Source organism: Streptomyces sp. 3330, assembly GCF_031456635.1.
In the GTDB taxonomy this organism is placed as follows: Bacteria; Actinomycetota; Actinomycetes; order Streptomycetales; family Streptomycetaceae; genus Streptomyces.
The window spans coordinates 73043-95572 of sequence record NZ_JAVDVA010000017.1 but is presented as its reverse complement, the minus strand read 5'-3'; the positions used below and the strand labels follow the sequence as shown (position 1 = coordinate 95572).

Below are 22530 nucleotides of genomic sequence, written 5' to 3'. Positions count from 1 at the left end.
ACTCGGCTATGAATCGACCGGACCGAGCCACGATCGTGAGGCACATCAGCCTTGAGCACGATGAAGCCGTTGTCGCCTTCCGTCTCTGCGCGCATGAGCCGACAAGTCAGCAAGGACACGGCCGCTGAGCTCTCGGTCCGTCGCCTGCTCCACGCGGCCGGCCTGCGCTACCGCGTGGAGTACCCGGTGCCAGGCATGGCTCGGCGCCGGATCGACGTGGCCTTCACCTCGGTCAAGGTAGCCGTCCTGATCGACGGGTGCTTCTGGCACGGCTGCCCCGAACACGCGACGCAACCGAAGTCGAACGCGGAGTGGTGGCGCCAGAAGTTGGACCGCAACATGGCACGGGACATGGAGACCACGGAGCACCTCATGGCCGCCGGGTGGGAAGTCCTGCGGTTCTGGGAGCATGAGGCTCCGGAGGATGTGGCCCTTCGCATCGCGGCGGCGGTGAGGCACCGAAGGGCCCAACGGGGACGGGTGACGAATCGATGAGCCGGCTGACCTTTGTCGACGTGTGCTCAGGGGCGGGCGGGCTCGGTCTGGGACTGGAGCGGGCGGGCTTCGAGCCGACACTGCTCCTGGACGAGGACGCCAACGCCTGCCCGACCCTGCGGACCAACCGACCGTAGTGGAATGTGCTGCAAGCGGACCTCATGGACCTCGACCCCAGCGAGCACCCGGAAAGCTACGACATAGACCTGCTGTCCGCGGGACTGCCCCGAGTCAAGTCCAACGCCACGGCCGCCGGGACGGAGTCGGGCGAGGAGGAACGGCTGCTGAAGGCCGCCGTCTACTTCGCCCACGCCGTCAGGCCTCTGGCCCTGCTCCTCGAGAATGTGCCCGCCCTCGCGGACTCGGACGTATTCCATGACTTCCGTAAGTTCGCCCGGGCCGAGCTGGAGCATCTCGGATAGGAGTTCAGCCGGTTCGTCCTAAACACCGCCGCCTTCGCAGGGCCGCAGGACCGCAGGACCGCAAGCAGGGGATTCTGGTGGCACTCAAGAAGGGGTGGTTGTCCTCGTTCCGGTCCCCCCTCCCCCACCGTGACGGACCATGTGTCGGCCGGCGAGGCCCTGGCATCTCCATGCGATCGGCTGGTTGGAGGAACGTCGAGCGATGGGCGGCCCAGGCGACCTCGGTCGCTCCGACACTCGTCGGTGGGTCAAAGGATCGAGAGAGAGCCGACCTGGGGCCGGAACCAAACGAAAATGGGAGAAAATGGAGGTGAACGCTTACTCGCTGGGCAACGACATCCCCGGACCGGACTTCGTGTGGTCCCCGGAGCTCGGCAAGGACGGCATGGTGCGGCTCACAGTGAACCAGGCCGCTCTGCTTCAGGGCTTCCCGAAGGACTGGGAGATCGCCGGAAGGAAGGCGGCCCGCTACCGGCAGATCATCGGCCACGCCTTCCCGCCGCCTGTGGGCGAGGCGCTCGGGTTGGCGATCGCCCACGCACTCCGTTCCTGAACGAAGAACTTCCTGGTCAGAGCAGAAATCGCGGGCCCTCCACCGGCCTCACGATACGGACCTAGGCACCTTCCCCGGCCGGCTACACTTTCACCTCATGGCCCGAGCACCTCATCCGGACGCGAAGCAGGATCCGCCCGTCATCGTCGATCTCTTCGCGGGACCGGGTGGCCTGGACATCGCGGCAGAGGTACTCGGAGTACCCAGCATCGGTGTGGAGTGGGAGAAGTCGACCCGAGCGACCCGGCACGCAGCCGGTCTGCGCACCACCGAAGTGGGCGACGTGGCGAAGGTGAACCCGCTTGACCCCGAGGTGCGCTCGGCCAGCGTCCTCACCGGGGGTCCGCCCTGCCAGACCTACTCGGTGGCGGGCAACCGAGAGGGCCACAAAGCCCTCGAAGAGGTGATGGATCTGGCCGAGATCGTGGGGAACGGCAAGAGCATCGAGGAGCTGGAAAAGGCTTGGGCCGAGGTGGAGAGGAGGGCCCACGAACTGGCCTGGGCCGACGAGCGCACCGGGCTCGTGCTCCAACCGCTTCGGTGGATCGTCGAGAAGAAGCTCAAGGCCGACCCCTACGACGTGGTCGTGCTGGAGCAGGTCCCCACCGTCCTCCCCGTCTGGAAGAAGTATCGCGAGATCCTTCGCGATCTCGGATATGACGCCGACTGTCACATTCTGCACACCGAGGAGTACGGGGTGCCACAGACGCGTCGTCGCGCGGTGCTGATCGCCCGATACCAGGGGGACGGCAGGGGCCGAGATGTCGAGTTCCCGCCGCTGACCCATCAGCGCTACCGCAAGGGGGCGAAGCGCCTCCCTGCGGTTCCGGAACCCACGGTGCGGACACAGGCCCTCCAGCAGAGCCCGCTCTTCGACTCCCTAGCGCCAGCCCCCCAGTCGGTGAAGCCCTGGGTCTCCATGGGTGACGCGCTCAAGGATTCGCGTTCCACGGACTTCGTGGTCCGTTCCAACTACGGGTCGGGCGGTGACCCCAAGAAGCGAGGACTCCGCGCCTCCGACGTGCCGTCCGCCACCGTCACCGGCAAGGTGCGCCGCAACACGGTGTTCGACCTCAAGGGCTTCAACGCGGACGGCGAGCCCGAACTGGGTCCGGAACAGGACCGTTTCACGTTCCGCGAGGTCGGTCTGCTGCAGACCTTCCCGGTCGAGTACCCCTGGCAAGGCACCGACGTCGCACAGCAGATCGGCAACGCGATCCCGCCGCTCCTCGCCCTCCACGTCCTGTGCACGGCACTGGGACTGGACGAGAGCCGCAAGGAACGAGCCATCGAGGCGCTGAAGTGCTGGCGCCCTCCCCACCTGTAGGACGAAGGACTCGGATCAGTCCTCCCCACCTTGTTGTTCGGGATGAGCGAGCCATTCCCAGGTCTTCCTCATCCTCAAATCAACCACTCGGCAGTTGTTCACTCCGCCGAGTTCGACCCACGCGATGGTGGGACGCAGGTCGGAGCGCACATCGAACTGCGCCCACGCGTCCACCGCCGCTAACGCGCCATCTCTCCTGCGATCGCTCTAAGCGTGCGCCGTCCCGGACCGAGCTCGGTCACGCAACGGCGCCTCTGCGGCGAATCGCTCGAACATCCGCGACAGTACCTCGCAGGAGGAACGCCGGGCGGTGCCGTCGTCCGGCCCTCCGGGAAGCCGGTCCCACGGAACAGCCGGTGCCGATTCCGCATCGTCGATCCAGTCGGTGAGTGCGTGGTGGTCGGGCGCCTCGTCCGGAGCGATCACCTCGTACATGAGCGTGCTGCCGGCCGTATTGACTGCCGTACAGAGCGCGTTGACCCGATCCCCGAGTCGTGTGGCCCCCTCGTCGGCCAGCCCTTTGAGGACCCGCACCAGGGCCAGTGCTGTGGGTTTGTGATCGATGACAGCGAGCCGGAGCGCAGTGTTGGTCATGTCCTGATTGCGGCAGGCGATTTCCGCGGGGGTGTAATCAGGCCCGTCCCGGAACATCTCGGCGGCCCACCACAGTCGGGCGAACGCCTGGCTGTAGTGAGGGCCTACGAATCTGGCGCTGTTGACCTTCCTGGGCGTGCCGTCGCCGGCCTCCCCAGGCGGCATGTGCCGCCACAAGACAAAGTCCGGTGCCACGGCCAGCGCCAGGAAGTTCCACAGATCCGGGGTCGCCGCCTCAGCACGGGTCATCCGCAGGGTCGCGTGCAGCCGAGGCGCCAGCCAGGCATCGGCGTCGGTCCGCGCCGCATCAAACCTGTGCATGGCCTCCTCGACGATCTCCCGCACCGGGGCGGCGCTCCACCGGACGGAGTCACTCTCGATCTGCGTGCTCGACCGGAGAATCGCTACCTGTGGCAGGCCCTCCTGCCCCGCGCGTACCTCATGGGTGAGGAAGGCCGTGGCTAGGTGACTGGGGAGCAGCGCGAGCCGTTCGGGGGGCTCGATGCGGAGTCGGCTCATCGGCTCACTTCCTGGGCACGGGTTACGGCACGGATGGCCGCCGTCAGATTCTTGGGCACCTGGCCGCGCCTTCCGGCTGCGAACTGAATCCGCGACTGGACCTCTGCCCACCCTCGGCCGTCACCTCGACGGCTGTGGGCCTCGCCCAAGGCCTCGGAGAGGGGCAGCCCGGGAAACACCTCGGGAAGCATGGAGCGCAGCACTGACTCCCGCCATCCACCAGGAAAGCGCGGGGTGCCATCTTCATCGCAGTCGAGGTCGCTCAGCGCGGAGTGGAACATCGTCGCCCAGGCCTCTCCCGCAATCTGTGCGGCCACCAGTCCCGCGGTTGCCTTCTCCAACGGTCCACGAGCACCGGACAGCAGCTCGGGAAGCCCCTCGAAGGACGTGTTGAGCAGGACGGCCGGCACGTCTCCGGTGGTGTCGATTAACCAAGGCGCATCCATGAACGGACGCAGCCACTCCTGCGGACCGTCCCGGAAATCCTCCTCCAGGATCTCCAGATCGCGTTGTCTCGTGGGAGTGCGGGCAAGGAGGTCCACGATCCAGGGCGTATCCGTGGTACCGAGGACACGCCCGTCAACTCCACCGTGACTGCCGACGACACTTACGTCCAGGACGGCGCGCGCCACATGAGTGGAGCGGCGTACTCGGACCTCACCTCGCCAATGGGTGTCGTCACGACGGCGTTCCAGACGACTCACTCTGCGGGTGTTGGTGGCTCCCTCGGACAGTACGGCGACGCAGGTGACTCCGGACCATGGGCCGTCGGCCAATTCATCCATGGGGAGGGAGACTTCGAGATCCAGAACGCCTTCGGTCCAGTCGTTCCGCTCGATCTGATGAAGGGCGACGACCTGATCACGTTGGGAGATCAGCGAGAGGTGCAGTGGCTTCCCATCTATGCTCGCCCCCCGGACGGTGACCTCGATCTTCCCCACCAAAGTCGGATACGCGTACACGGTGCTCACGCCGAAGTCTCCCGTGCCTGTTGGATATCCACGATCACACCGGCCATGGCGGCGGCCACCGGGTGGCTGCCGACAGCCGTGACGCCACCGAAGCGCGCCGACCGCACGTCCGGATCGATGAGCAGCCTGCCGTCGACGATCTCGCAGTTCTCCTTCGCGGACAGCTCCGCCCACTCCAATGAAGGACGTCCCCCTGACCGCACATCGAACTTGACCACCGGCAGTAGCTGCCAACGGTCGTGGCGCTGCGGGACGGTCAGCGTCACGTCCAAGGTCCAGGCCCCGTCTCTGTCCACCTTCCCGACGACCCGGTCCACGAACGGGTGTCCCTGGCCACGACGACCACTCACTGCGGCCGGCGCATCGAGGCGCAGCAGCCTCCGGAGGACCTCGGGACCGGCCGATTCTTGACCGGCAGTCCGCCGACCCATCACGCCCCGCAACGCTGCGTCCATGGCCGCGTTGAACTCGGTCAATCGCCGAGGTGCGTTGGCATAGGCGGCGGTGAGTTCCTCTGTCGCCCCCCACCTGTCGTGCTCCGGCGGCTCGGCGGCCCGTAGGAACGCTTCGGCGGCATGGGTCGCCGCGCCATCGTCGCCAGTGGCGAAACCGGCGAGCAAAACAGCCTGGAAGGGGTCCCCTCCCGGCCGCAGGCCGCGCGGACGCCGGGCCGTGACCGTCATCCGGGTGCCGCGCATGCAGGTGATACGGCTGTGCTCCTCGTCCTTGTCGGCGGCTGGAGTGACCAGGAGTACGGCACGGTGACTGTGTCCTTCAGCCCTACGCCCGGCGGCCCGCAGCGGCGGGACGACGAGGGCGACGTCCACTGCGGCGACCTGTCCGGTGGCCGTGAGCTCGTCGACCGTCTCGCCGTCGATGTACGCCTGGAGCGCGTGGGCCAGCGCCGGGTGCCGATCGAGCGGATCGACCCGCTGCTCCGGAACCACAGATTCGCCGTTGCGAAGGGCACGGACCGATGCTTCCAGCACGGCCGACGTCGTACGGCCAGAGGTCATGGCGGCCCAGAAGTTGTCGGCCAGCGCCCGGCTGAGGGCCTCGTGCAGATCTTCCAGGGTGTCGTTGTTGCCGGCCGCGTCGTGGGCGCCGACGACGAGGAAGGAAGTTCCCGGATCGTCGCTGTCCCGATCGAGTCGCAGATCGGCGACGGTACGCTCGTCCGCCCACCAGGAGCGGGAGACACCTTCGTGCTCCTTCTCCGTGTCCGGCTCACCGAGCCATGCAGGCCCTGCGTATGCGACTCCGTCGACCTCTCGCCAAGGAAGATCGAGACGTCCCACTACCCGGCGCGCCGTCCGCCCCTCATGCGTCTCGGACAGGGTGCTGTTGATCAGCACCAGGCCCAGCCGACTCGCTGCCCACAGGGTGGCCTTCCCCAGCCCATACGAACCACCGGCCCGGTCGTTGCTTTTGTGGCTGTCGAGCTGCCGGCGAACCACAGCGGCGTATCGGCCGTCCCCGTACTCGGGCCCAGTCAGCCCCGAGGCGTTGTAGTCGTCCACCCGGAGAAGCAGAAGAGAGGACCCCTCGCGCAACGCCCGTAGCCCCTCGGCGAGGACCCGGCCGACCTTCTGCCGGGACTGTGCCGCCGCCGTGTAGTGGGGCTCCAGCTCGTCCCACTTCAGCGCGGAGAGGAAGGAGTGCAGGTGTTCGCCGGTCAGCTCATGCAGGGTGAAGCGCACGCGCACCGGGCGTCGCGGGTCCAGCCGCTCGTCCAGGGAGTTCTGTGTGACCTCCCGGGCCAGCACGGCCAGGTTCGCGTCGAATGCGAAGGCGGCCGCGTTGCCGTACTCCCGACCTCCGTCGTGATGGGCGATCCGGTGATACCAGCCGATCGGTCGGGCCGATCCGACGTCGGCGTCCCTGGTAACCAGGGTGGCAACGTCCGTCTCCAGGATCTCGGCGATCCTGACCATCATCTCCGCCCGCGGCCGTGCCCTGCCAGTGACCCACGCCGACACCGCCGCACGCGTCAGGTCCCCCAGTTGCTTGGCAAACTCCGCCTGCGAGATCCCCTTGCGGCGCAGCTGGCGCCCAAGCCACAGGCCGAAGTCCTCGGTGTCGTCCTCCACAGCCCCACTTCCCCATCGGTTCCGGGCAGCGTCACGATAGCACCGCGATTGACGTCAACGGCACTGTCAAATTTAAATAGACATGCGTGATCGATTCGAGCGCCAGCAGGGTGGGTTGAATTTTATTCCGATCTTCAGATCGGCACACAAGCTGCGTGCTAGGCTCCTCCTGGGCAACTCCCCACGTGGCCAAGGCCGTTGAGGATGCGCTTGCTCCGGGGACACAGCTCTGTCCTCAGACCAGTTGCACAGTCTTGTTTGCATTGCGTCATCCAGTCACGGGCGCTCGTTGGCGCGCCCACAGGGAGGGGACCCACATGAACGACGATGAGACCTGGATGGCGTGGTTCATCAAGGAGTACGACAACACGGAGGACCCCGATCTCCGCGCAGAGCTCCTGATGTGTCACGGTATCCACCCCCAGGTCCTCGCGTCGGAGCGGCGGCGTCTCGCCCGCCGCGCGCAGAGCAAGCCCACGGAGCAGACGACCACCCCCTTCGTCCCGCCCGTGCCCCGCACGTCCCGTGCCACCCGTCGCCCCACCACGCCTCGGCGCGCCGGTAGCCCCCGCACCTACCAGATCAAGGTCACCCGCACCAAGAGGATCCGCTCGGCCAAGCGGACCGCGACGGTCGTGACCGTGACGACGACCGTCACCACGATCACGACCGTCACCACGGTCACCACCACCGACAGCTGATCCCCCTCATTTCTCATAAGCTGTCCTGATTTGCTTCAGCCGGGGGGTGCCGGCTTCATAAGCGGTACCCCCTCCCCCACGGTGTCCTCGGTTCGTTTCTCTCGTTCGAGACAGGTGCCTCATGACCGACCGGCAGTTGGCCGACCCTTCGCTCCCGCCCGTGATCGACACCGTGATCCGACAGTCCTCGACCGTCCTGAAGACGTATCAGGTCGACCCGGGGCTGATACAGGAGCATGCCAACGGTGAGCGCCGAATTACCCAGGGCGGCTATGGCGAAAGGCAGTTGCTTGAACTCGTCCAGAACGCGGCGGACGAGATCGCGGCATCACCCGGCGGCAAGCTGCACGTCGTCCTGACCGAGAACCACCTCTATTGCGCGAACGAAGGCACCCCGGTCACGCCGGAGGGCGCCGAGACCATCCTGCGCATGAGTGTCTCGCGCAAGCGCGGCGGGCAGATCGGCCGCTTCGGCGTCGGCGTCAAGTCTGTGCTCTCCGTGAGCGACTCGCCTCAATTCTTCAGCGGGAACGGTGCCTTCGGTTTCGGCTTCGACCGGGACTGGTCCGCCGCCGAGATCGCCCAGGCCATCGGCCGGCAGGGCGACATCGGAATGGACACCCCGGTGCTCCGTATGGCCCGGCCCCTCGATGTCGAACAGGAGCGTGCCGACGACAATGTGCTGGACAAGCTCCTGCGCTGGGCCACGACCGTCGTCCGCCTGCCGTTGATGCCCGGCGCCGCTGAGCGTCTCGGACGCGACATCAGCGGGCACAGGAGTCGCAGCGGGCGGGTGACAGAGGCTTTCCCTGCCCACTTCCAGTTGTTCTCCTCCCACGTCGGCCAGGTACTCCTGCACGACGAGCGCACCATGCCCCCCGCGCGCAGGGAGATCTCGGTCGAACCCAACGGCATCCACCGCACCCTCAAGGAGGTGGCACGCGGCGCCAAGCAGACCACCGAACAGTGGAAGGTGTTCTCTGTCGCCCACTCCCCCACCGACAAGGTCTCGGACAGCGCTGGCGAGCTGCACAACCGGCCGGTGCTCGAGATCTCTTGGGCGGTGCCCGAATACGCCGTCCGCAACGGCCTGTACACGACGCCCGGCGGCAGGGGTTCGTTCTGGGCGTTCTTCCCGACGAAGTACGAGGTGTCGCTGACCGGCATCCTGAACGCCCCGTGGAAGACGAACGAGGACCGCCAGCACCTTCTCGACGGCAGCCCCTTCAACCGGGAGCTGTTGCAGGTCGCTGCCCGACTGGTGATCGATACCCTGCCCCAGCTCGTGCCCGCCGAAGACCCTGCCGCGTACCTTCCGCTGCTGCCGGGCCGCACCAAGGAGAAGCTCAACTGGGCGGACGAGCATTTTCTCAGGCAGTTCTGGGAGATGACGTCCCGGCGCCCCTCTTTGCCTGACCAGAACGGCGAACTCCAGGTCCCTCGGGACCTGTTCATCACGCCATCGGGTCTTGACAAGGAATGGGTCCGGATCTGGTCGGAGTACAGCGGTCGCCCCACCAACTGGGTGCACGGATCCGTCGACGCCTCCGACACCGCCCTCCGTCGCGGCAAAATGATGCACATCCTGGACGCGGCCGGGAAGACGCCCGAGAACGTCAAGGACTGGCTCGAAGCGCTCGTCGCCGACGGCTCCGCGGAGGCATCGTGCCACGCCATCGAGATCCTGTCGCTGATGGTGCTGAAGGATCAGTCCGGAGGCTTGCGCGGGGACTCCCCGCTCACCGCCGAGGCCCGCAAGGCCCGGATCGTGCTGACCGAGGAGCACGGGGTTGTCGCCCCCGTAGCCGGTGAGATCTTCCACCGAACCTCCGCCGACACGCTCCGCGACGACATGGTCTACGTCCACCCGTCGATCTCCGAGCGCCCCGAAATGGCGCGGCATCTGCACAACATCGGCATCAGGGTCGCCGATGCGCAGGGACGGTTCGAGGGCGTCCTCGATCAAGGGTTCGACAACTACGATGACAACTCGTGGTCGAACTTCTGGATCCTGCTGCGCAGCGCCGGCGGTAGCGCGAACGTCGACCGCATTCGTGCCAAGGTGCCCAGGCCACTGAAGACGCTGCGCGTCCGTACCATGGACGGTCGTTACAGGCCGATGTGCGACTGCCTCCTACCCGGACCGGTGGTGCCCCGCGACGGAAACCGCGACAAGGCCATCGTGGTCGACCTCGATTTCCATGAGAGCGACAGACCGGTCTTCCGCGACCTAGGGCTGTTCGATCGCCCTACCGGCGGATACCGAGCCCACGAGGAAACGTGGTTCGAGGAGTACCGACAGGTCGTTCACGACTCGCACCTGCGCAGTCTGCCGAGCGCCGCCCCCCGGCCCAGCATCTCCCGCCTCTCCGTCGAAGGTGCTCCGACGTTGGGACCGCTGCACCTGCTGCCCGCGCTGTCCGAGGAGGGCCGCGCAGCCTTCGTGGCGGCCCTGCCGGCGTCCGACATCTCGCAGCACTGGCAGATGCGGTACGGAGCCACCGCCAGCACCCGCAAGGCCGTGATGTCCCCGCTGCGCTGGATGATCTCCAAACATGGCCTCGTGAAGACCTCCTTGGGACTGACCCGGGTGTCCGAGGCCGTCGGTCCCCAGCTCAAGGCTTACCGTGCCGTGCTCCCTGTCGCCGAGATCTCGGAGGAGGCGGCGCGGAAGCTCAACATGCCCACGACCTCCGACGAGGTGCCCACCCGACGCTGGGGCAAGCTGTTGGACCTCGTACTCAAGAGCGAGGACGACGCCTTCATAGGTCGTGCGTACGCCCTGCTGCACCGGGTCGGCTTCGAGTTCCCGGAAGACGTGCTCACCCGCTGTCGGGTGGGGTCCTCCTGGGAAGGACGCGCCGACAACGAGATCGCCGTCGCGCTGAACGAGGTGGAGTTCAAGGAGCTCGTCCGTGAGCGCCTCCCCGCGCTCCTGGTCACCGACAAGGCGGACGTGGCCACGGCGAAGGTGATGATCGAGGAATGGGGAATGCTCAAGGTCTCCGACGTCATCAGCAGAGAGATCGAACCCGTCAAGACCGGCCGGCCCGTATCCCTGTTCGAGGAGTTCACAACGGTCAAGGCGCGCCTCGGTCAGGCAGGCAGCAGCTACAAGATCCAGCGCTGCTCCGAGCTTGAGCAGGTGGTGCGCACGCCCATGGGCAGCAAGCGGAAGTCGCTCAAGTTCGCGAGGAAGGGCCAGACCCTGTTCGTACTGGACTCCCTCGACCGGCTGCAGATTCTGCAGGCCGCCGATGAGGAGTTCAAGTGGGGCTTCGGCGTGGCCGGCTGCAGCCAGGCTCTCGCTCTCCAGGACAGGCAGGAGCACGACCAGGCTCTGCTGGGGCGGCTGCGCGCTGTGCGGGAAAGCGAGAGCGTCATCGACAAGATCGCTCTGCTGATCGGTGAGGAGGCCCTGCGTGGCGAACTTCCGCCCGGCCTCATGGAGAGCGAGATCCAGGAGCAGGGCGCCGAACCGAACCCTCGACGCATCGCCGAGATGGCCTTCAACGCCCACGGCGAAGCGATCCTTCGGGTTCACTCCCGGGATCTCGCTCTGGACTTCCCCACCCGCGCTCCCAGTTCCTTCACCGGGAACACCAAAGCCTTGCGTTTCGTCACCGACCTCGGGTTCCCGGACTCCTTCGCGGGCGCCCAGGTGCCCTCGCTGGATCCCCGCCTCGAGGTCGACGGTCCGTCCGAGTTCCCTTCCCTGCACCCCTACCAGGAGGAACTCGCGCAGGCGCTGCTCGCCCTGCTGGAGAACCGGATGCCCCAGCGCGGCATGCTCAGCCTGCCGACCGGATCAGGCAAGACACGCGTCACAGCGGAGGGAGTGATCCGGTGGATCCGTGATCGGGAGGATCTGCCCGGTCCGGTCCTGTGGATCGCCCAGACCGAAGAGCTGTGCGAGCAGGCCGTGCAGAGCTGGAAATTCGTCTGGTCGAAGGTGGGCCCCGAGCTACCCCTGGTCATCAGTCGTCTCTGGGCCTCGAACGAAGCGACCCCCGTCGACGGACGCCCGCACCTGGTCGTCGCCACCGACGCCAAACTTGACAACTGTCTGGAGAAAGAGGACTACGCCTGGCTGAAGGAGGCTGCCGAACTCGTCATCATCGACGAGGCGCACACCGCGATGTCCCCGCGCTACACACGGCTGCTCGAACAGCTCGACCTCACGCACCGCCGCACCAGTCGTCATCTGATCGGACTCACCGCAACCCCGTACCGGAACAACGAGGAACTGACCCGGCTGCTGGTGCAGCGGTTCGGCAGCCGCCTCGACACCGGCGTCTTCGACGGCGATCTGTCCGTCGCCATCAAGGGGTTGCAGCAGATCGGTGTCTTGGCCCAGGTCAAGCACCGAGAACTGGTGGGCGCCGATATCGCGCTCACGGCGGACGAGCGTGCCCAGTCCGAGAAATTCTCCACCTTGCCCAAGGGCGCCGAGCAGCGGTTGGCTGAGGACCACGGACGTAGCCAGCGCATCGTCGACGAGATCGTCGCCATGCCCTCCGACTGGCCGGTGCTGGTGTTCGCAACCTCCGTGGCCCACGCCAAGCTACTGGCCGCCAAGCTCGGTGACCGGGACATCAAGGCCGCCGCGATCGACTCGACCACGCCCCCCAGCGAACGACGCAAGCGGATCGACGACTTTCGCAAAGGCAGGATCCAGGTCCTGACCAACTACGGCGTGCTCACCCAGGGCTTCGACGCACCGGCCACCCGCGTCGTGGTCGTGGCCCGCCCGACATACAGCCCGAACATCTACCAGCAGATGATCGGACGTGGTCTGCGCGGCCCGAAGAACGGTGGCAAGGAGAGCTGCCTGATCCTGAACGTGCGGGACAACATCACGAACTTCGGTGAGGAACTCGCCTTCACCGAGTTCGAGTACCTGTGGAGCGAGGGCCAGTGACCGTCACCCCGCTCCCCGAGCATCGACTCACCGCCGCGCAGCAGGCCGTCGTGGACCAGCCCTGGGACACCCGGGTACTGGTCACTGCCGGCGCCGGCGCCGGCAAGACGCACACCCTCGTACGGCGGCTCGACGTGTTGGTGGAGCGCGAGGAACTGGAGGCCGGGGAGATCCTGGTGCTCAGCTTCTCCCGTGCCGCCGTTCGCGAACTCACCGAGCGGATCGAGCGGCACGCCGCCGCCGCGCAGCGGATTCGTGTGCAGACCTTCGACGCCTGGGCCGCAGCCCTGCTCAACCGCGCCTACCCGGACACGGACTGGGGAACGTACACCTTCGACGAACGCATCGAGGCCGCCACCGAGGCCATCGACAAGGGGGCGGTCGAGGGCGGCGAGTACCTGCCCGCCCATGTGGTGATCGATGAGGTTCAGGACCTCGTGGGGGTCCGTCGGGAGATGGTCGAGGCCCTGCTCGACCGATTCCAGGAGAACAGCGGCTTCACCGTGGTGGGTGATTCGGCTCAGGCGGTGTACGGATTCCAGGTGTCCGATCCGGATCAGCGGGCCGAGGAGACCGACCGCTTCCTGGCCTGGGTGCGTGCCACCTTCGGTGAGGACCTGGTGGAAATCCATCTGGGCGACAACTTCCGGGCCCGCAGCGAGGCTGCCCGGATGGCCCTGCCCTACGGCGCCCAGTTGCAGCGGCTGGCCCGTGATCGGGCCGTGGCCGCCGCCGAGGCCGAGCGTATCCACGGCGACCTGCGTGCTCTGCTGCTCTCGGCACCGAACTTCGGAAGCCTGGAGGACGAGTTCGTGCTGGCAGCGCTGCGCGACTATCCCGACACCACCACCATCCTGTGCCGCGACAACGGCCAGGCACTGACGTTGTCCGGCATGTTGGCCGACGCCGATGTCCCCCACACATTGCAGCGATCGGCGCGCGAGCGCTCGGCCCCTGTGTGGATCGCCGAACTCCTCGCCTCGACCGGCGCCTCCACTCTGAGCCGGGAACGCTTCGAAGAACTGCTGGTCGACCTGAGAGTCCCTGACGGCAGCACACCGGAGGCGCTGTGGCGGTCGGTGCGCAAGGTGGCGCGGGGCAGCGGCCGCGGCACCCTCGATGTCGTCGGACTGCACCGGGCACTCGCCGAGGGCCGGCTGCCCGACGAGCTCACTGCGGCTCAGTCGTCCTCGCTCGTGATCTCGACCGTGCACCGAGCCAAGGGCCTGGAGTTCGACCGGGTCCTGATCGTCGAACCACGCGTGCTGAAAGAGCCGGCCCAAGTCCGGAAGAAGAAGTACGACTACGACCCGGCGGCGGAAGCCCGGCTGCTGTATGTGGCCATGACCCGGACCCGGGACGATCTGTACGTCCTGGACGCCCCCAACTCGTGGCTCCTCCGCAAGGACAAGAAGATCGACCGCTGGTACCTGGGTGGTCGCAGCACCTGGGCCCGCAACGGAATCGAGCTGATCGGCTCGGACGTGTCCCACGAGCAGCCTCCGGGCACGGAGGGAATTCACCAGGACGCTGCGGAGGTGTCACGGTACCTCTTGGCCGACGTAACCGCCGGTGCCGAGGCGGAGCTCGTGCTGCTGCACGGCATCCCCGTCGCCGCCGACCAGTCCCCACCGTACGCAGTGGTGGTCGGCGGCCGACAGATCGCGGTGATGTCGGAGCGCTTCCGCACCGACCTGCACCGAATGCTGCGCCGCACCGCGCACTCTGAGGTCGATCGCTGGCCGCCGCTGATCACGGGTCTACGGGTCGAATGCGTGGAGAGCGTGGCGGGCAGTCCTGCGGCGACAGACGCCGCCGGGCTGGGTACGCACGGCGCGTGGGTCGCACCCCGGTTGTGCGGTCTGGGGCGCTTCCACTGGCACACGGACGGACCGGAAGGGAACGAGGGATGAGCGGGTCGACTCACCAGGCACATTACGAGGTGTGCGATTCGCTCCTCGGCGCCCTGCGGCAAGACCTGCTCGGCCCCGTGGGTGGTCCGGACGAGGTTCTCACCGACGATGCGCCGATCACCATGTATCCGATCGGCGTGCTCTTCCCGCGCTCGCAGCCGGACCCCGGGGTCTCGCCCCAAAGTGGTCCGGCCGAACAGGGGGAGCTGAAGTACGAGCGGGACGGGCTCGACGTGGTGTCACTCGGCACCCGTCGGGACATCGAGGAAGGCCCCGGCGACCTGGGCGTCTCGCTGGCGAACGTCCGGATGCCGTCGTCTCTCGGTTTGACATTCGCCGTGGATCCGACCATATCCACGCGAATTCGATTGACCGTACACGCTGCCGTCTACACCCCCGAGGACGCCGAGGGAAACCCGGTGTCGGCCAAGCGGACCGAGGCACGCAGCACGAAGGCCCAGCGGGAACATTGGCGTCGTTCCGCCCTGCGGATCGAGCCCGTCGACGTGGACGTCACGCAGTCCGGCCTGCTCGCCCCCTTCGGCCTCCATCCCGGGCTGGAACTGCGTGTACTGGTCCGCCCCCGGTCCGAGTCGGACGGGACGGTGACCGTGACGGCCACGGTCGTCAACAGTCTGCAGGTCGGCCAGTTCGACCTCCGGGACGCGCACTGCTTCTACCAACCGGAGCTGATCGTCACCGCTGAGGACGGCAGCAGCCCCGTGTTCGTGGCACGGCCGACCGCTCTGGACGCGGTCGACTCGGAACATGCGCTGAGCCGCCTCCTGTACCGCCATGCTCCGAGCTTCGCCACCGGCCATGGCTGCGCGGCGCATTGGGACTGGCCGCCACCTCCGGTGGGATCCGTATCGACCGATCGTCCGGCCGTCGCCACCCTGCGGACCGAGTTCATCCCCTCCCAGGAAGTGTTGCTGACAGACTCCAACCCGGAGATCGACGACAAGGCGCTGACCATGTACCGGCTGGGAACCGACCCGGCCCACGAAGTCGTCTCGGCCCTTCGTACCTTGCTGAGCGGATACGAGCGGTGGATCGAGACCCAAGAGGGTCAGGCTCGCCTGCTGCACGACACGGAACACGGCAAGATCGCGGCCGAACAGGTCCAGCTCTGCCGGCAAGCCCTGCGCCGGATGCGCGAAGGTGTGGATCTGTTGGAGGACACCGAGCAGCCGAACATTCTGCGCGCGTTCCGGCTGGCGAACCTCGCGATGGCCGACCAGCGGGCACGTACCGCGTGGATCAAGGACGGCAGGTCAGGTGAACCGGACAACCAGGCCGGGCGGTGGCGGCCCTTCCAGATCGCCTTCATCCTGCTCTGCCTGGCCGGGATCGTCGCTCCGGACCACGAAGACCGAAAAGTCTCCGACCTGCTGTGGTTCCCCACAGGTGGTGGCAAGACGGAGGCGTACCTCGGCCTGATCGCCTTCACCACCTTCCTGAGGCGCCTCCGGAGCGGGGATGCCGGGGCCGGCGTCACCGTGCTCATGCGGTACACGCTCCGACTGCTCACCCTCCAACAGTTCGAGCGCGCAGCGGCGCTCATCTGCGCGATGGAACTACTGCGGGCAGCCGACCCGGCGAGCCTGGGGCACGAGGAGATCTCCATCGGCATGTGGGTGGGCCGTTCGGCGACCCCCAACACCTTGGCCGTCGCCACGAGCAAGCTGGCCGAGCTCGTGCGCAACGAGAATTTCCAGTTGGAGACCGAGAACCCGGTCCAACTGCGCAACTGCCCCTGGTGCGGCGAATCGCTACGGGCGGCGGACTACTCGGTCGATGAAAGCGCCGTACGCATGACCGTCAACTGCCCCTCCGGCACGTGCGACTTCCACTGGGGGGGACTGCCGGTACACCTCATCGACGAAGCCATCTACGCCCATCGACCGACCTTGGTCATCGCAACGGTCGACAAGTTCGCCTCGATGCCGTGGCGACCCGCGTCGGCGGCCTTGTTCAACCGGGACGTGGACGGAGTGCGACCGCCCGAGCTCATCGTCCAGGACGAGCTCCATCTGATCTCGGGCCCGCTCGGCACGCTGACCGGCCTGTACGAGACGGCCGTGGACGCCTTGGCGGATCGCCCCAAGGTCGTCGCCTCGACCGCGACCATCCGACGCGCCGACGAGCAGGGCACCCGACTGTTCGCCCGTTCGGTGGAGCAGTTTCCGCCCTCGGGCCTCGACTCCCGGGATTCCTGGTTCGCCGTGGAGACGCCACGGGAGCGGAAGGCCGCCCGCCGCTACGTCGGCCTTTTGACCTCCAGCACCAGTCAGGCCACGTTGCTGATCCGGGTGTACGCCTCGCTGCTCCATCGGGCTCACACTCATGATGCTCCGCCTGAGGTGAAGGACGCCTATTGGACCCTGATCGGCTACTTCAACAGCCTGCGACTGCTTTCGGCGGCGGAGCTCCAGGTCCTTGACGACGTCCAAGAGCGTCTGGGACACCTCGCGCTGCGTGACGGAGTCAAAGTACGCCGCGCCGACGCCCTCACGGAGTTGAGCAGCCGGGCGAATTCCAGCGACATCTCCCGCCGGCTCAAGGCCGTGGAACGACATCTCCCTATGCCGGACGTACTGGATGTGTTGCTCGCCACCAACATGATCTCCGTGGGAGTAGACGTGGACCGACTGGGGCTGATGGCAGTGATGGGCCAACCGCAGACCACCGCGGAGTACATCCAGGCGACGAGCCGGGTCGGCCGGCAACATCCCGGTCTCGTCGCGATCATGCTCAACTCCACTCGCTCACGGGACCGTTCGCACTACGAGGACTTCCGGAGCTTCCACTCGGCCCTGTACCGCGAGGTGGAGTCCACCAGCGTGACCCCCTTCTCCGCCCGGGCCCGCGACCGAGGGCTGCACGCCGTGGTGGTGGCTCTGGCCCGGTTGATGTTGCCGGCCGCACGGAACAACGACGCGGCATCACGCGTGGAGGACTTCGTGGTGGACCTCCGCGAGACGGTCGGTACCCTCCTGCTCGACCGGGTGGCCGTGGTCGAGCCGGCCGAGCTCGAGTCCACCACAGCGGCCTTCGAGGACTTCGTCGGATGGTGGCAGGACGAAGCGCTGGCAAGCCCGAACCTTGTGTACGAGGCTCCGCGCGGCTCCCGCGTGCCCGCCCTCTTGGCCAACTACGACGACGAGTCGCCCGACGCCTCACCGTGGAAGACACTGTGGAGTCTGCGCGACGTCGACGCCTCGTCCACCTTCTTCGAGGAGCGCTGAACCATGAGCCCCGCCCCGCCTCGCACCCGTCGCCGTGGCCTCCCGTCGACCCCGGCCCGTACCGCCCGCAGGCTCGGAGAGATCCGCCGGGCCCAGCTCATCACGACGTACGGCGTCGGAGCCATGATCGCGGTGGAGAACGAGTCCTTCCTCGTCCGCGGCATCGACTCGTGGGACATCTCCGAGGCTCCCGTCATCTCGGAGCCCCGTCTGGCCTGGCAGTTGGGCGTCTCCGGCTTCCGGATGCCACCGGCTCCCGATCCCGACAAGGCCCGGGACGGCGTACGGGCAGTGCGCTTCCCGGAGATGTACTCATGCCCCAACTGCCATCAACTGCAGCCCTTCCGCAAGTTCAACTCGCCCGCCGGTCGGGCCGAGTGCTCGACCTGTCAGGAGAACCTGGTCCCGTCCCGTTTCGTGATCGCGTGCACGCACGGCCATCTGGAGGATTTCCCCTACTGGAAGTGGCTCCATAGGGGCAACCGGACGACATCCGGGGCCTGCGGGGGGCAACTGACGTTCCGGGCCGACGGCTCGACCGCATCACTGCGTGCCGTGTTGATCGGTTGCAGTTGTGGGGTGGAGGAGGTGTCCATGGAGGGGTCGTTCCGACGGCAGGCACTCAGGGACCTCGGCATCCGGTGCGCCGGCCGTAGCCCCTGGCTCAAGGACGCTCCCGCCGTGAGCTGCCAGGAGCCACCGCGCACCCTCCAGCGCGGTTCCTCCTCGGTGTGGTTCCCGGTCATGTACTCGGCCCTGTCCATCCCCCCGTGGAGCCAGGGCATCGCCAAGATCGTCGCGCCATATTACGAAATCTTCAAACATGAGGATGCCGCCTCCATCGAGGCGTACGTGCGCATGCAGAAACTGCTGCGTCACCACCCGGAGTACACCGGGAAGGACGTGGTGGCCGAGGTGGAGCGGAGGCGCACGGCCGAGGCCGCCGCGACGGAGCCGGCCGATGGTACGAAGATCGCCAAGCACGCACGCAACTACCGGCAGGAGATCTACGAGGGCGAGTACCAGAGCCTGTCCACGCCGCACCCCGAGGTCGCGGACCAGGAGCAGGAGTTCGTCTGCGAGCCCCCCACCACTCCGATCGGTGCTCTGCTCTCGTCCCGTGGCCTGGCTCAGGTGATGCTGGTCAAGCGGCTGCGCGAGGTTCGGGCACTGCAGTCGTTCCGGCGCGTGGAGGAACCGAGTCCGGCGGACTCCGCACTGCGCGAGGCCGCGATCTCTCTGGATCGGCCGAGTTGGCTGCCGGCTTTCGAAGTGAGCGGTGAAGGGGTGTTCGTTCGTCTCGACCCCGAGCGGGTGCGAGTCTGGGAGCAGGAACCGGGGCAGGTCGTTCGCGCCGCCCAGATCCGGGAAAATCACGAGAGGTTGCTGGCAGCACGCGTCGGCGACTCGGACAAGCCGGTTCCGCCCTCACCCGCCACGCCCCGTTTTCTCCTTCTACATGCCCTGGCACACATATTGATCAACGAATGGAGCCTGGACGGCGGTTACCCGGCAGCTTCCCTTCGCGAGCGGATCTACGGCGAGGAAGACATGGCAGGCGTACTCGTCTACACGGCCACCAGCGACTCCGCCGGCAGCCTCGGCGGCGTCGTCGCCCAGGGTGAACCGGACCGCCTCGAAGCCTCGCTCCGGGCTGCCCTGCACAGAGCGAGCTGGTGCTCTAATGACCCCCTGTGCATGGAGTCCGAGTCGAGCGGCGCGGACAGCCTGAACGTGGCCGCCTGCCATGCCTGTCTACTGCTCCCCGAGACGAGCTGCGAGAACAACAACATCCTGCTCGACCGGGCAGCCCTCGTCGGGACACCGGACGGTCTAGTGCCAGGCTTCTTCACTCGCTGACGCCTTGGCCGTTCGAGGCCGGTACGCCAGCCACCGGATCGGCTCACATTGCAAGAACTTGCGGACGAGCGCATCCCGGACGGGGAGTGTCAGCTTAACCTCGCGCTTTCGCGTGCAGGGCGTCCGATGGGTGATCAGAAACGCAGAGAGTGATCCTGACCTGCAACGATGGAGCTTGTCTAGGGTCCCGGTCGTCGCCTGAAAAAGTACTCTCCGGGTGGAGAAGCTGATCGAGACGGTCCGCAAGACCGGCCTGAACGGGGCGATATCGGCGGCGCTCGCACCGCGGCGGCGTCCTCGGGCTGTTCACGATCCAGGCAAGATTGAGCTGGATGTGGCTCTAGCGGTGGCGCTGGGCGGAGACTGCCTGGCCGATATGGGCTCGCTGGCGTTAATGGTCTGATCCGGCCCCTCAAGATGACCTCCCAAGTCCTGCGAGCCCTGGAGAACAAAGGACTCATCGAGCGGGAGGTCGACCCGGCCGGCACCCGCGCCAAACGACTGCGCGTCACCGACACCGGTGGCGACCTGGCCCCCCCGTGCGATGGCCGCGGTGGAGCAGGCCGACGCGCAGTTCTTCCAGCCCGTGCCGCTCGACGACGCCGTAGTTTTGCTCGGTCGCCTGGCCCATCCTCATCCCCAGCCCTGAAGCTCTCGCCGATCCCGAACACCACACCCGGCCGGGCGTGGCGGGCACGCGGGTTGTCCGCTGCGGTGGCGGTTGTGAGCCACGCCATGGGAACTCCCTGTGCGGTCCCGGAGAGGTACATGTGTGAGTTCCAACGAAGACGATGACGACGGCGACGGTGACGGCGGGCTGCTGCGGGCGCGGGTGCGGGACGGGGAGCGGGCCGCGTTCGCCGAGCTCTACGAGTCGTACGCGGCGGCCGTGTACAACCACGCCCTCCGGCTGACCGGTGACTGGTCCGTCGCCGAGGAGGTCATGTCGGAGACGTTCCTCGCCGCCTGGCGGGGGCGGGGGGCCGTGGAGGTCGAGGGCGGGTCGTTGCGGCCCTGGCTGTTCGGGATCGCCACCAACAAGGCGCGCAACGCCGACCGGAGCCTTCGGCGACGGCTCGCCTTCCTCGCCCGGCGGGCCCAGGCCAGCGCCGGCGCCGGGGGTGAGGAAGCCGTCGGGGACTTCGCCGAGGACGTCGTCGGACGGATCGACGACGCCCGCCGGCTCGCCGAAGTGCGGCGGGTGCTCGGGCGGTTGAGACGGCACGAGCGGGAGGTCATCGCCCTGTGCGTGTGGGGCGGGCTGGACTACGCGCAGGCCGCGGAGGCGCTCGGCGTGCCCGTCGGAACCGTCCGGTCCCGGTTGTCGCGGGCCCGGGCCCGGCTCCGGGAGATCGTCGAACGGGAGACACGGGAGGCCGGGCGCCGCCCGGAGCGGTCCGCGGAACGGCGTCCGGGGCCGCCGCCCGTGGAGCGGTCTGCGGGACGGCGTACGGGACGGCGTACGGAACCCCGTTCCCGTCGCGGAGAGGTAGAGAGTGAGACCGCGTTCGCGGTCCTGCCCATTCAGGAGGAAGCCCGATGAACGCCGTTCCCGCCGGGTCCGAGCAGGAGGAGCGCGCGGAACTCGCCGAACTGGCCCGGCTGTTGCCGACCGGTCCCGCCGAGCAGGTGCTGTCCCCCGGGCGTCGCTCCCATCACAAGGACGTTCTGATGCAGCTCATCGACCACGACCACGCCCGCGACCGCGACCACGAGAGGAGCGCCGCCGAATCGCCGGTTCGGTCCCGTCCGCGGCTCGCGCGGCCCGCTCTCGTCGCCGGGTCCGTCGCCGTCGCCGTCGCGTTGGCCGCCGGGCTCACCGTCGGGATCGGCGCGGGGCGGGACGACGGGGGTGCGGCGGTCCGGCCCGGTGCGAGCGGCACGGCGGGCGGTGCGGCGGAGGACGCGGGGGGCGGGAGTCGCGCCGCCGTCGTGACCCTCGACCGCATCGCCGCCGTCGCCCTGCGGACGGACGTCGAGCCGGTCGGCGACGGTCAGTTCGTGTACGTGCGCAGCAGGGGGGCCGGGAACGAGGGCGTCTTCGACGGGCCCGTCGAGCTCGGGAAGATGCACGAGCGGGAGGTGTGGTTCTCGCAGCGGCAGGGCCCGGTGACCGACGTCGGGCTGATCCGCGAGTACGGGCAGGACTGGCCGATCGAGGTCGGCGTGCCGGACGGTACGGATCCGCGGGACGCCGCGGTGCCGACCGGGTTCGACCGGCCCACCTACGCCTGGCTCGCCGCTCTGCCCACCGATCCCGCCGCCCTGCTGAAGCTGCTCTACGCCGATACCCGCGTCGAGGAGGGGGAGGACAAGGATCAGGAGGTCTTCGGCCGCATCGGCGATCTCATCGGCGAGCAGATCATGCCGTCCGCGACCGCCGCCGCGTTCTACCAGGCCACCGCCCGGATCCCCGGAGTGACCACGGTGGCCGACGCGGTGGACGCCGTCGGGCGGCACGGCATCGCCATCGCCCGGGAGGACACCCGGCACGGCACCCGCACCGAGTGGATCTTCGATCCCGGCACCCTGGAGTACCTCGGCGTACGCACCGTCTTCAGCCGGGACACCGAACGGGCGAAGGCGGGGACGGTCTACGACACCAGCGCGGTGCTGGAGCGGGCCGTCGTGGACAGGAGCGGGCAGGAGCCCGGTGAGCGGGGCCGGGCCGCACGGAGCTGACGCTGCCCGACGCGCGGCACGCTGCGCGGGGCGCGGGGCGCGGCGGCTGCGGCTGCGGCTGCGGCTGCGGCTGCGGCTGCGGCTGCGGCTGCGGCTGCGGCTGCGGCTGCGGCTGCGGCTGCGGCTGCGGCTGCGGCTGCGGGGGAACGCGGGATGCAGCACGTGGGATGCGGGATTCCCGGCCGCCGCGGGAAGTTGCTCGTGCGGCGCCCCGTGACCGGTGGTGCCGGTGGT

The 22530-nt window shown here is 67.8% G+C and carries 15 protein-coding genes and 2 pseudogenes; 14 read left to right on the top strand and 3 right to left on the bottom strand.

From position 1 onward, the window contains the following. Positions 1 to 93 precede the first annotated feature (93 nt). The 4 genes and pseudogenes from J2X68_RS26385 to J2X68_RS26370 all read left to right on the top strand — a co-directional run bounded on the left by J2X68_RS26385 (position 94) and on the right by J2X68_RS26370 (position 2797). Positions 94 to 495 carry a very short patch repair endonuclease gene (locus J2X68_RS26385; protein WP_310435155.1) on the top strand — a complete coding sequence of 134 codons (402 nt, stop codon included), beginning with the start codon at positions 94 to 96 and terminating at the stop codon, positions 493 to 495. After that, positions 492 to 917 (top strand): annotated as a pseudogene (locus J2X68_RS26380) (DNA cytosine methyltransferase). The gene J2X68_RS26385 and the pseudogene J2X68_RS26380 overlap by 4 nt, the downstream one beginning before the upstream one ends. Positions 918 to 1221: 304 nt before the next feature. Further along, positions 1222 to 1470, top strand: coding sequence for a DNA cytosine methyltransferase (locus J2X68_RS26375; RefSeq protein WP_310435056.1), 249 nt, complete (start codon positions 1222 to 1224; stop codon positions 1468 to 1470). A 97-nt stretch (positions 1471 to 1567) separates the two neighbouring features. Continuing rightward, entirely contained in the window at positions 1568 to 2797 is a 1230-nt protein-coding gene (locus J2X68_RS26370) for a DNA cytosine methyltransferase (RefSeq protein WP_310435055.1), read from the top strand. A gap of 207 nt (positions 2798 to 3004) precedes the next feature. Here J2X68_RS26370 and J2X68_RS26365 read toward each other — a convergent pair whose 3' ends face one another. From J2X68_RS26365 to J2X68_RS26355, 3 genes are read right to left on the bottom strand one after another with little or no spacing between them, the layout of a single operon-like run. Next, the gene (locus tag J2X68_RS26365; protein ID WP_310435054.1) at positions 3005 to 3910 is read right to left on the bottom strand and encodes a DUF6339 family protein; all 906 of its coding nucleotides are present in this window, start codon (positions 3908 to 3910) and stop codon (positions 3005 to 3007) included. Further along, entirely contained in the window at positions 3907 to 4881 is a 975-nt protein-coding gene (locus tag J2X68_RS26360) for a hypothetical protein (protein WP_310435053.1), read from the bottom strand. Before J2X68_RS26360 ends, J2X68_RS26365 begins: the two co-directional genes overlap by 4 nt. Next, positions 4878 to 6971, bottom strand: coding sequence for a helix-turn-helix transcriptional regulator (locus J2X68_RS26355; RefSeq protein WP_310435052.1), 2094 nt, complete (start codon positions 6969 to 6971; stop codon positions 4878 to 4880). Before J2X68_RS26355 ends, J2X68_RS26360 begins: the two co-directional genes overlap by 4 nt. Before the next feature lie 317 nt (positions 6972 to 7288). Between J2X68_RS26355 and J2X68_RS26350 the strand changes: the two genes are divergently transcribed. The 10 genes and pseudogenes from J2X68_RS26350 (at position 7289) to J2X68_RS26305 (ending at position 22513) form a co-directional block, all read left to right on the top strand. Beyond that, a complete protein-coding gene (locus tag J2X68_RS26350) occupies positions 7289 to 7672 on the top strand; it encodes a hypothetical protein (protein WP_310435051.1) in 384 nt (127 codons plus the stop codon). 121 nt (positions 7673 to 7793) lie between these two features. Then, positions 7794 to 12593, top strand: coding sequence for a DEAD/DEAH box helicase (locus J2X68_RS26345; protein ID WP_310435050.1), 4800 nt, complete (start codon positions 7794 to 7796; stop codon positions 12591 to 12593). Beyond that, on the top strand, positions 12590 to 14506 hold the full coding sequence (locus J2X68_RS26340) for a UvrD-helicase domain-containing protein (RefSeq protein ID WP_310435049.1): 1917 nt from the start codon (positions 12590 to 12592) through the stop codon (positions 14504 to 14506). Before J2X68_RS26345 ends, J2X68_RS26340 begins: the two co-directional genes overlap by 4 nt. Next, complete coding sequence (locus tag J2X68_RS26335) at positions 14503 to 17754, top strand: helicase-related protein (protein ID WP_310435154.1); 3252 nt, start codon at positions 14503 to 14505, stop codon at positions 17752 to 17754. The genes J2X68_RS26340 and J2X68_RS26335 overlap by 4 nt, the downstream gene beginning before the upstream one ends. A 3-nt stretch (positions 17755 to 17757) precedes the next feature. Next, a complete protein-coding gene (locus J2X68_RS26330) occupies positions 17758 to 19614 on the top strand; it encodes a DUF1998 domain-containing protein (RefSeq protein WP_310435048.1) in 1857 nt (618 codons plus the stop codon). A gap of 217 nt (positions 19615 to 19831) precedes the next feature. Beyond that, positions 19832 to 20002: pseudogene (locus tag J2X68_RS26325) on the top strand (IS1380 family transposase); the annotation flags it as partial. A 29-nt stretch (positions 20003 to 20031) separates the two neighbouring features. Continuing rightward, positions 20032 to 20409 (top strand): MarR family winged helix-turn-helix transcriptional regulator, encoded by a 378-nt coding sequence (locus J2X68_RS26320; RefSeq protein WP_310435047.1) that lies wholly within the window; start codon positions 20032 to 20034, stop codon positions 20407 to 20409. Between the two features lie 25 nt (positions 20410 to 20434). After that, on the top strand, positions 20435 to 21157 hold the full coding sequence (locus tag J2X68_RS26315) for an RNA polymerase sigma factor (RefSeq protein ID WP_310435153.1): 723 nt from the start codon (positions 20435 to 20437) through the stop codon (positions 21155 to 21157). Then, on the top strand, positions 21154 to 22296 hold the full coding sequence (locus tag J2X68_RS26310; protein WP_310435046.1) for a CU044_5270 family protein: 1143 nt from the start codon (positions 21154 to 21156) through the stop codon (positions 22294 to 22296). Before J2X68_RS26315 ends, J2X68_RS26310 begins: the two co-directional genes overlap by 4 nt. Further along, positions 22268 to 22513 carry a hypothetical protein gene (locus tag J2X68_RS26305; RefSeq protein ID WP_310435045.1) on the top strand — a complete coding sequence of 82 codons (246 nt, stop codon included), beginning with the start codon at positions 22268 to 22270 and terminating at the stop codon, positions 22511 to 22513. The genes J2X68_RS26310 and J2X68_RS26305 overlap by 29 nt, the downstream gene beginning before the upstream one ends. Positions 22514 to 22530: the final 17 nt, after the last annotated feature.

Excerpts from the sequence above, each read along its gene's own strand:
- J2X68_RS26385 (WP_310435155.1), top strand. The coding sequence starts at position 94 with ATGAGCCGACAAGTCAGCAAGGACACGGCCGCTGAGCTCTCGGTCCGT.
- J2X68_RS26320 (WP_310435047.1), top strand. The coding sequence starts at position 20,032 with ATGACCTCCCAAGTCCTGCGAGCCCTGGAGAACAAAGGACTCATCGAG.
- J2X68_RS26375 (WP_310435056.1), top strand. The coding sequence starts at position 1,222 with ATGGAGGTGAACGCTTACTCGCTGGGCAACGACATCCCCGGACCGGAC.
- J2X68_RS26365 (WP_310435054.1), bottom strand. The coding sequence starts at position 3,910 with ATGAGCCGACTCCGCATCGAGCCCCCCGAACGGCTCGCGCTGCTCCCC.
- J2X68_RS26370 (WP_310435055.1), top strand. The coding sequence starts at position 1,568 with ATGGCCCGAGCACCTCATCCGGACGCGAAGCAGGATCCGCCCGTCATC.
- J2X68_RS26345 (WP_310435050.1), top strand. The coding sequence starts at position 7,794 with ATGACCGACCGGCAGTTGGCCGACCCTTCGCTCCCGCCCGTGATCGAC.
- J2X68_RS26335 (WP_310435154.1), top strand. The coding sequence starts at position 14,503 with ATGAGCGGGTCGACTCACCAGGCACATTACGAGGTGTGCGATTCGCTC.
- J2X68_RS26310 (WP_310435046.1), top strand. The coding sequence starts at position 21,154 with ATGAACGCCGTTCCCGCCGGGTCCGAGCAGGAGGAGCGCGCGGAACTC.
- J2X68_RS26330 (WP_310435048.1), top strand. The coding sequence starts at position 17,758 with ATGAGCCCCGCCCCGCCTCGCACCCGTCGCCGTGGCCTCCCGTCGACC.
- J2X68_RS26350 (WP_310435051.1), top strand. The coding sequence starts at position 7,289 with ATGAACGACGATGAGACCTGGATGGCGTGGTTCATCAAGGAGTACGAC.